General features: G+C 59.5%; 7 protein-coding genes and 1 other RNA gene. 4 read left to right on the forward strand and 4 right to left on the reverse strand.

Annotated features, from left to right (window positions below):
- Nucleotides 1-338: 338 nt before the first annotated feature.
- On the reverse strand, nucleotides 339-842 hold the full coding sequence (locus AC6RA8_RS15240; protein WP_500353625.1) for a c-type cytochrome: 504 nt from the start codon (nucleotides 840-842) through the stop codon (nucleotides 339-341).
- Nucleotides 843-979: 137 nt separating this feature from the next.
- Here AC6RA8_RS15240 and AC6RA8_RS15245 point away from each other — a divergent pair, with 137 nt between their 5' ends.
- On the forward strand, nucleotides 980-1,810 hold the full coding sequence (locus AC6RA8_RS15245) for a prephenate dehydratase (protein WP_500353627.1): 831 nt from the start codon (nucleotides 980-982) through the stop codon (nucleotides 1,808-1,810).
- A gap of 64 nt (nucleotides 1,811-1,874) precedes the next feature.
- Here AC6RA8_RS15245 and AC6RA8_RS15250 read toward each other — a convergent pair whose 3' ends face one another.
- On the reverse strand, nucleotides 1,875-2,342 hold the full coding sequence (locus tag AC6RA8_RS15250; RefSeq protein WP_500353629.1) for an SRPBCC family protein: 468 nt from the start codon (nucleotides 2,340-2,342) through the stop codon (nucleotides 1,875-1,877).
- Nucleotides 2,343-2,378: 36 nt separating this feature from the next.
- Nucleotides 2,379-3,350, reverse strand: a complete 972-nt coding sequence (gene nudC, locus AC6RA8_RS15255; RefSeq protein ID WP_500353631.1) for an NAD(+) diphosphatase — start codon at nucleotides 3,348-3,350, stop codon at nucleotides 2,379-2,381.
- A gap of 151 nt (nucleotides 3,351-3,501) precedes the next feature.
- On the opposite strand from nudC, the gene AC6RA8_RS15260 reads away from it, so the two are divergent.
- Together AC6RA8_RS15260 and ffs are read left to right on the forward strand one after the other, a co-directional pair.
- Entirely contained in the window at nucleotides 3,502-5,319 is a 1,818-nt protein-coding gene (locus AC6RA8_RS15260; protein WP_500353633.1) for a 5'-nucleotidase C-terminal domain-containing protein, read from the forward strand.
- A 50-nt stretch (nucleotides 5,320-5,369) separates the two neighbouring features.
- Nucleotides 5,370-5,467, forward strand: an RNA gene (gene ffs / locus AC6RA8_RS15265) — signal recognition particle sRNA small type.
- A 66-nt stretch (nucleotides 5,468-5,533) separates the two neighbouring features.
- Here the strand turns inward: ffs and AC6RA8_RS15270 are convergent.
- The gene (locus tag AC6RA8_RS15270; protein ID WP_500353635.1) at nucleotides 5,534-6,397 is read right to left on the reverse strand and encodes an alpha/beta hydrolase family protein; all 864 of its coding nucleotides are present in this window, start codon (nucleotides 6,395-6,397) and stop codon (nucleotides 5,534-5,536) included.
- Between the two features lie 83 nt (nucleotides 6,398-6,480).
- On the opposite strand from AC6RA8_RS15270, the gene AC6RA8_RS15275 reads away from it, so the two are divergent.
- Nucleotides 6,481-7,029, forward strand: a complete 549-nt coding sequence (locus tag AC6RA8_RS15275) for a TetR/AcrR family transcriptional regulator (protein ID WP_500353637.1) — start codon at nucleotides 6,481-6,483, stop codon at nucleotides 7,027-7,029.
- Nucleotides 7,030-7,319 lie beyond the last annotated feature (290 nt).

Genomic DNA, 7,319 nt, shown 5'->3' on the forward strand with positions numbered 1-7,319 from the left:
TTTCTCATCTCCCTCTGCCCGCGCCGTGCCGGACAGAACCAGCGTTGCCAATAGACCAAGGATCGCAAGACCGCCCCACAGGATGCTTTTGTCTCGCGTCTTGCTTACACGAATCCTGGCCTGGGCATGTCTGCGATTGGGTTGCATTGGTACTCTCCTGTTCGTGGCATTCACGGCCGTCTTGTGATTGGAGGTAAGCTAAATGCCCAACATGCCAATATGCAACTTGAGATTCTGTGATCACGATGCCTCGCATGTGAGGCCGTTGAAACAATTGGCAAGAAAAAAAGCCGCAGGCGGGGCGCTTGCGGCTTTGATCAGGTCAGATTTTGAAACAATCAGTTTGTGATTGTGGCGAGATAGGCGATCAAGTTCGCGCGATCTTCGATGTCGCGCAGGCCGTTGTAGCCCATGGATGTGCCGGGCGCGTAGCTGCGTGGGCTTTCCAGAAAGCCGTTCAAATGCTCAGGCGTCCACACATCGACAACGGCGTCCAATGCACCCGAATAGCTGAAGCCATCTGCAGCGCCAACCGCACGATCCACGATGCCATGAAGATAAGGACCAGCACCGTTTGCACCGGCTTCAAGCTTGTGACATGCGCTGCATTGACGGAAAACGCGGGCACCGGCGCCAGCGTCTGCCGCCGCATAAACATCCGCGAACGCGACCTCGACCACTTCTTCCGTGCTCTCTTCCGCGCCGGTATCAACCACATATGCTTGTTCGCCGTGACCATCGACGTGGTACAGCTCTTCCGCGGCCCATTTGCCGAGCAAAAGCACCAGCAATGCACCACACAGGCTGGCCGCAATCTTGGTAAAGGTCATGGTGTCGAACATTTGGCTTCCGATTCCGTGGCTTTTCATGTTGTTCCGGCGGGTATCTACGGCTTCCCCTTGTCACTGGCAAGGTATAGAAAGCGCGACCAATCGCCCTGCCCGACGATCGGCGGCGGCGCGACAGCAAAGGACAAACGATGTCGACAAGGATTGCGTTCCAGGGTGATCTGGGCGCCTACGGCCACGAAGCCGTTCTGAAAGCCCGGCCAGATGCTACTCCGGTCCCCTGCCATGCATTCGAAGATGTCATTGCCGCCGTACGTGACGGCGCTGCCGATATGGCGATGCTGCCGGTCGAAAACACGACCTATGGCCGGGTCGCGGATATCCACCGTTTGCTGCCGCAAAGCGGGTTGCATATCGTGGACGAGGCGTTTGTCCGGGTCCGCATCGCGCTGATGGCGCTGCCGGGTCAGACGCTCGACGATATCTCGCTTGTTCGCGCCCATCCCGTCCTGATCCCACAGGCGCGGGCATATCTTGATGCCCACGGTATTGCGGCCGAGGCGGCGCCAGACAGTGCGGGTGCAGCAGCCGCGATTGCCAAAGCAAGCGAGATGGGCGTCGGCGCATTGGCGTCGTCCGTCGCGGCAGATATTCATGGCCTGAACGTTCTTGCCCGCGATATCGAGGATCAGGGACACAACACCACGCGTTTCCTGCTGATGGCACCGGAGAAGGACACGGCACGCCGCGCCGACACCATGATCACCACGTTTGTCTTTGAAGTGCGGAACATTCCGGCGGCGCTCTACAAGGCCATGGGCGGTTTCGCGACAAATGGCGTGAACATGACCAAGCTGGAGAGCTACATGGTCGGCGGCGCGTTTACCGCCACGCAGTTCTATGCCGATGTCGAAGGGCATCCCGACGATCCAGCGCTGGCACGGGCACTGGAAGAGCTGGACTATTTCACCAACCGGCTCGACATCCTTGGGGTGTATCCTGCCGCTGCCGGGCGAGACTGATCAAGGGTCGGTGGGTGGGCGCCTTTGACCCGCGAGGGTCAAACAGAGCCGCACAGCGATCGGATCAAGCGCTACGTTCCAAGCGCTCTTCGAGCCCTTTTGCGTAGTCTGCGACCCGCAACTTGAAGCGTTTCGTGATGGATGTCTTGGCCAGTCTGAGCGACTGTATGAACAGCCGTGTGGAAAGCGTCAGTGGGACGATATCCAATGCCAGAGCCATGCGCGTGCGGCTGCGTGACAACGCCAGCAATTCGATTGAAAAGGTGCCGCTGATCCCGGCAGAGTTGATATCAAACACCATCTCATTCGGAGCGTCGTAGCGCGTAAGCTCGAGGTCCATCTCGCGCCGACGACCACGCATCTTGAAATACACTTTCCAGCGCATACCAACACCCGCCTGCGTCAGAGGATCAACGCGCTGCACTTCAGCGCCTCGGCGCATCGCCTGACGTTCGAAACCGTCAAAATCGTTGAGAGCTGCGAACACCTTATCGATATGCGCTGCCACGTCTTCCCGAGCCGAGAGCTTCATTTCATATGCCTGCTTTTTTCCCGGTTCAGTCTCCCCTCAATCAAGGGTGTCCGCAAGCCAGTTCTCAAGTAAAAAGTGTGCAATTGCACCTTTACGTGCGGGCAAGACAGTTTTGTGCTCTCCCGCAAAGATGGCAAGCATCTCTTCGCGTGTGACCCATATCGCGTCTTCGATCTCGTGCGGATCGATCGCAATATCCTGGCTCAACGCTTCACCTTGGCACCCGAACATGAGCGAAGCCGGAAACGGCCATGGCTGGCTTGAGAGGTAAGCAACGGGCCCCACGCGAATACCGGCCTCTTCAAACACTTCGCGCCGTACGGCCGCTTCCAGTGTTTCGCCCGGCTCCACAAACCCTGCCAACAGAGAATACATTCCGTCTGGCCACCCGGGCGACCGGCCCATAAGGACAGAATTTCCATGGGTGATCAGCATGATAACCACAGGATCTGTGCGCGGAAAATGATGTGCGCCGCAAGACGGGCAGGTCCGCTGCCAGCCTGCATGGGTCATCTGGGACGCCGCGCCACATTTGGCGCAGAACCCATGGGTATCGTGCCACCCGAAGACGGCCTTGGCCGTTGCGGCAAGTTCGGCGTCGCGCGGCGACAGCCATGTCATGGTGCGCCGCAATTCTGCAAATACTTCATCCTCGGCGCAGGCAGGATGATGTTGCTCAGTCGGATCGAGGAACCCGCCAAGCGTCGACGGATCCAGATCGTCCGGCGTCCAGCTGGACACATCCAAGGCAAAGCGCGGTGCCCCATCTTCGCGCCCAAGAAACACGGCAGCTTTCATATCCGCGACGTCGCAAGCGGGGTGATCCATCGCAAGGCGGACCAGGGATGCGGGTCGGGTGCGTTGGATCAGCGGTTTGCCACGCCATATCAGGACGGCGCGCGCCACCGGGTCGGCCAGCGCGCTCGCAATGGCCCCAGCGTCACCCCTCACCTCTGCTGCCCGGTCGAGGTGGGACCCCCCAAATGTCACGGTCTCGGCATGTTTCATGCCTGCCCTCGCGTTTTTCTTCGTTTGCGCCTTGCTTGGCATGGGCGGGACGGTGACGCAATGGGACGCCGTATGGTTAGAAATGGATGTTTCGACGCAACCTGTTGTTTTTTGCTTGCCTTGAACTCAACCGTAGGGTGCAAGTTGCACTATGACCCTGCCGACCGCCTGTTTACGCATCGCCGCAACTTCAGACGTCCATATGCACCTCACCGGATGGGATGCGCTGCGCAACATTCACATACAGACCAAGGGCATGGATCGCCTCGCAACCCTGATCCGGGACGCGCGCAAAACTGCCGCAGGCGGATTTATCTTGGTCGACAATGGCGACGCGCTGCAGGGTACGCCACTGGGCGATATTTGCGTCGATGCGCCGGAAAACCACCCATGGCCGGCGGTACTAAACGCTTTGAACTTTGACGCTGTTGGCCTCGGCAACCATGATTTTGATTTTGGGCTGCCCTTTCTGAACACGGTCATGGAACAGGTGCGCTGCCCGGTGCTGTGTGCCAACGAGACGAACAACGCTGTCACGTGCGCTGCCCCTTTTGCCATCGTTGAGCGCAGTGTTCCCTGTTCAGACGGTGAAGATCGTCTGCTGCGTGTCGGGCTCACATCGGTCCTGCCGCCGCAAACCGCAGTATGGAACCGGCGCTGTCTGGACGGTGCGGCTCAATTCGACAACGGCGTGGAGGCAACTGCGAAGACGGTTTCAGCCCTGCAAGATGCGGGCACTGACCTTGTTGTCCTGTTGTGCCACAGCGGGCTGGACGACGGCGTTGAGGCGACAGGCGAAAACTTTGGGGCCGCGATTGCCGCACAGGTACCCGGGATCGATGCAATGATCCTGGGCCACACTCATCTGCGATTTCCCGGACCCGACCATGCCGGGCTTGACGGGTTGGATGCCATCAACGGCACGGTGTTTGGCGTGCCCGCGGTGATGCCGGGACATGCAAGCACGGAACTGGGTGTCATTGATCTGACACTGGTACGTGGGCGGAACGGATGGCAGGTCGATGCACATGCGGTCCGGCGTTCTGGTGTCCGCGTCGATGATCTTCCGGATGAGGCATTGGTCAGTATCACCAGCCCTTTGGTTGACGCCACGCGCATGCATCTGGACAAGCAAATCGGATCGACGCCAGAACACTTGCACACCTGGTTTTCGATGCTGCGCCCGTCCGCGACAGAGGCTCTGGTCGCACACGCCCTGTCAGGCACGATTGCCGATGCGATTGCTGGTACGGACCTTGCCAACCTGCCTATTCTGGCCAGTATTGCACCGGCTGCACTGGGTGGTCGGGCAGGTCCGGACAACTATGTCGACATTCCGGTCGGCCCATTGTGCGAACGTCACGTTGCCATGTTGTGCCCCTACCCCAACATGGTTTGGGCTGCCGTTCTGACCGGCGCAGAGCTGCAGGACTGGATTGAACGCAGCCTCGCCTTTTTCAACCCGGTCAATGACGCAGCCGCTGCATTGGTGAACCCTGATTCTCCGGCTTTCAACTTTGATATGGTGCATGGAACGGAGGTGGAGGTGGATTTGCGCGCACCCGCTGCGTTCGACGCCAATGGACATCGCATGCTCAGCGGCTCATCTCGCTTAGGGCGATTGACGTATGAAGGCCAATCGGTCCGCCCGCATGATCGCTTCGTGGTCGCCATGACCAGCTATCGTGGCGCCGGTGGGGGCAACTATCCTGGCATCGGCCCAGAGACAGAGATTGTGCAGACCCATGTGGAAATGAGGCAAGCATTGCGGGCGGCCATGGCCGGGGAGATACAGTCGACCATTGCGCCTGACTCGCGCCCTTGGCGATTCACGCCCGACCAAGGCGTTCGCCGCACTATCCAGACATCACCCGATGCCGAAGACTATCTGTCCTATATCGCGGAGTTTGATCCGCAGCCCTTGGGTTTGGACGAAAGCGGTTTTCTTCAGGTCCAAGTCTCGATCTGACCAGATGCGCACCTCTTGCACCGGGTGAGCGCCCGCTTTATATGACACCGTGAGAGGTTGGCGCGGGCAGGCGCCTCGCCAACCCGGTCAGATCCGGAAGGAAGCAGCCGTAACGAGCCCCGCTTGGGTCGTTGTCAATCTCTCACCTCAGCGCGCCTTGGCGCGCGTAAGTCTGGCAGCGTATCGCAAAGCGATGCGCGAGAAGACAAAAGCTCTAATCCCCGAGCAATATCGGCCAGATCGCCTTGTTCCGGCGCGAGAATGCGCCAAGGTGGCCAACAGTCTTGAGCCCATGGTCCCATGGGTCCACCACAACAGGGTCAGCCCCATAGACACCGGCCAGGCGTGCCACCTGCGGCGGCGGGATCAGATCGTCATCAGTAAAGGCATGCAAGCGCACCGTCGCTTTGCCCTGCCAGTTCGGCGCGGGCAGACGTGCACCAATATCCGCATCATAGAAGTTGCGAGAGGTGCACCATTTGCGCCACTGCCAAAACACATCTGATGGCAAATCCTCCCCGAAACGCAACGATTTGCCAGGCAGGTATCCGCACAACAGCGTCGCCAGAGGCCCCAACACGAACCAGAAATTCAGCGCCATGGCGCGGTAGGGCCATGGGTGGTCATTGTGGTGCACCATGCCGGACGCCACGCCGATAACACGGGCAACGTCTTCCATTTCAGGCTGGTTGGGCAGCAACATCGCACCAAGGGAATGGCCGACGATCCATAGCGGCGTGTCGGGGACTTCGCGGCGCATGGCACGGCGCGCAGCCACCTGATCACGAATGCCCCAATCGGTCATGTCGGCCTGCACCTGCCGCATCGGCCCAGCGTAAGAGCGCCCAAGCCCGCGATAGTCATAGGTCAGGACAGCCGTGCCACGCTCCGCCGCCATCCACCGGGCGAAATGTGTGTAGAACGTCTGCGGTACACCCGTCGCGCTGTTCAGCACCACGGCGGCAAAGGGGCGTTGGTTGGGGCGATACATCCGACCAACCAGTTCCGCACCATCTTGCGTTTTGAATGCGAGCGATCTTTCGGTCACCGCGCGCTGCACCGGAGCTGTATCAAACATGAAGTGCCTCCCTGATCATCTCTAGACCAATTGGTCTAATTGCAACGCTGGACCAATCGGTCTATTCCTGTCAAGGTCAAAATATGAACGATCGCCCGCTTCCCACCAAGGATCGCCTGATCCTGTCCGCTGCCACCTTGTTCCGCACACGCGGGTATCACGGTGTCGGCTTGGCTGACCTTTTGGCCGACGCAAAAGCACCCAAAGGGTCGCTCTATCACCACTTTCCGAATGGGAAATCCGACCTTGCAATGGCGGCGGCGACCTGGGCTTCGGATGAGATGCTGCGCTTGATCGCAGCGAGTTTTGACGGCTCTGAAACCTTCAATGACGGCGCGAAAACCCTGTGTTTCAAGCTCGCCAAGCTCTTTGACATCACGGGTTGGGACACGTGCCCAATCGCCGCGACCCTGTTCGAAGGCCCCGACAACGAAGATTTCAGAGACCATGCCAGTCACATTTACGAAGGGTGGATCAACGAGGTTCAGGATCACGCCGCCCGGCTGGGCCTGAGTGCGGAAGACGCGCAAGCCAAATCTGAGCACCTTTTCATGCTGATTCAGGGTGGCTGGGCATTAGCCCGCGCGCGGCGCAATTCCGACGTGATCCGGAAGATGACGGATCGCCTGTAGCGAGGTACGGCGCGACCAGCACTTCCCAAACACGCGAGACAAAGGGCAAGATGGCGGTTGCGCCCCTGACCTGACAGCAGTGGTGGACGCCGCCCGCCCTGCCCCGTAGTGTCCACGGGTCACTCCGAATCCGCGCGAAGGCCCATGTCAGAAGAGACCCAGAAATATCAGGTGCTGGCCCGCAAATACCGGCCCGAAACCTTTGCCGACCTTGTCGGTCAGGACGCCATGGTGCGCACGCTGAAAAACGCGTTCGAGGCGGACAGGATTGCGCAAGCCTTTGTCATGAC

It is taken from the genome of Tateyamaria sp. (assembly GCF_059783535.1).

Coding starts and splice junctions, on each gene's coding strand:
- AC6RA8_RS15240 (WP_500353625.1), bottom strand. CDS start 842: ATGTTCGACACCATGACCTTTACCAAGATTGCGGCCAGCCTGTGTGGT.
- AC6RA8_RS15245 (WP_500353627.1), top strand. CDS start 980: ATGTCGACAAGGATTGCGTTCCAGGGTGATCTGGGCGCCTACGGCCAC.
- AC6RA8_RS15250 (WP_500353629.1), bottom strand. CDS start 2,342: ATGAAGCTCTCGGCTCGGGAAGACGTGGCAGCGCATATCGATAAGGTG.
- nudC (WP_500353631.1), bottom strand. CDS start 3,350: ATGAAACATGCCGAGACCGTGACATTTGGGGGGTCCCACCTCGACCGG.
- AC6RA8_RS15260 (WP_500353633.1), top strand. CDS start 3,502: ATGACCCTGCCGACCGCCTGTTTACGCATCGCCGCAACTTCAGACGTC.
- AC6RA8_RS15270 (WP_500353635.1), bottom strand. CDS start 6,397: ATGTTTGATACAGCTCCGGTGCAGCGCGCGGTGACCGAAAGATCGCTC.
- AC6RA8_RS15275 (WP_500353637.1), top strand. CDS start 6,481: ATGAACGATCGCCCGCTTCCCACCAAGGATCGCCTGATCCTGTCCGCT.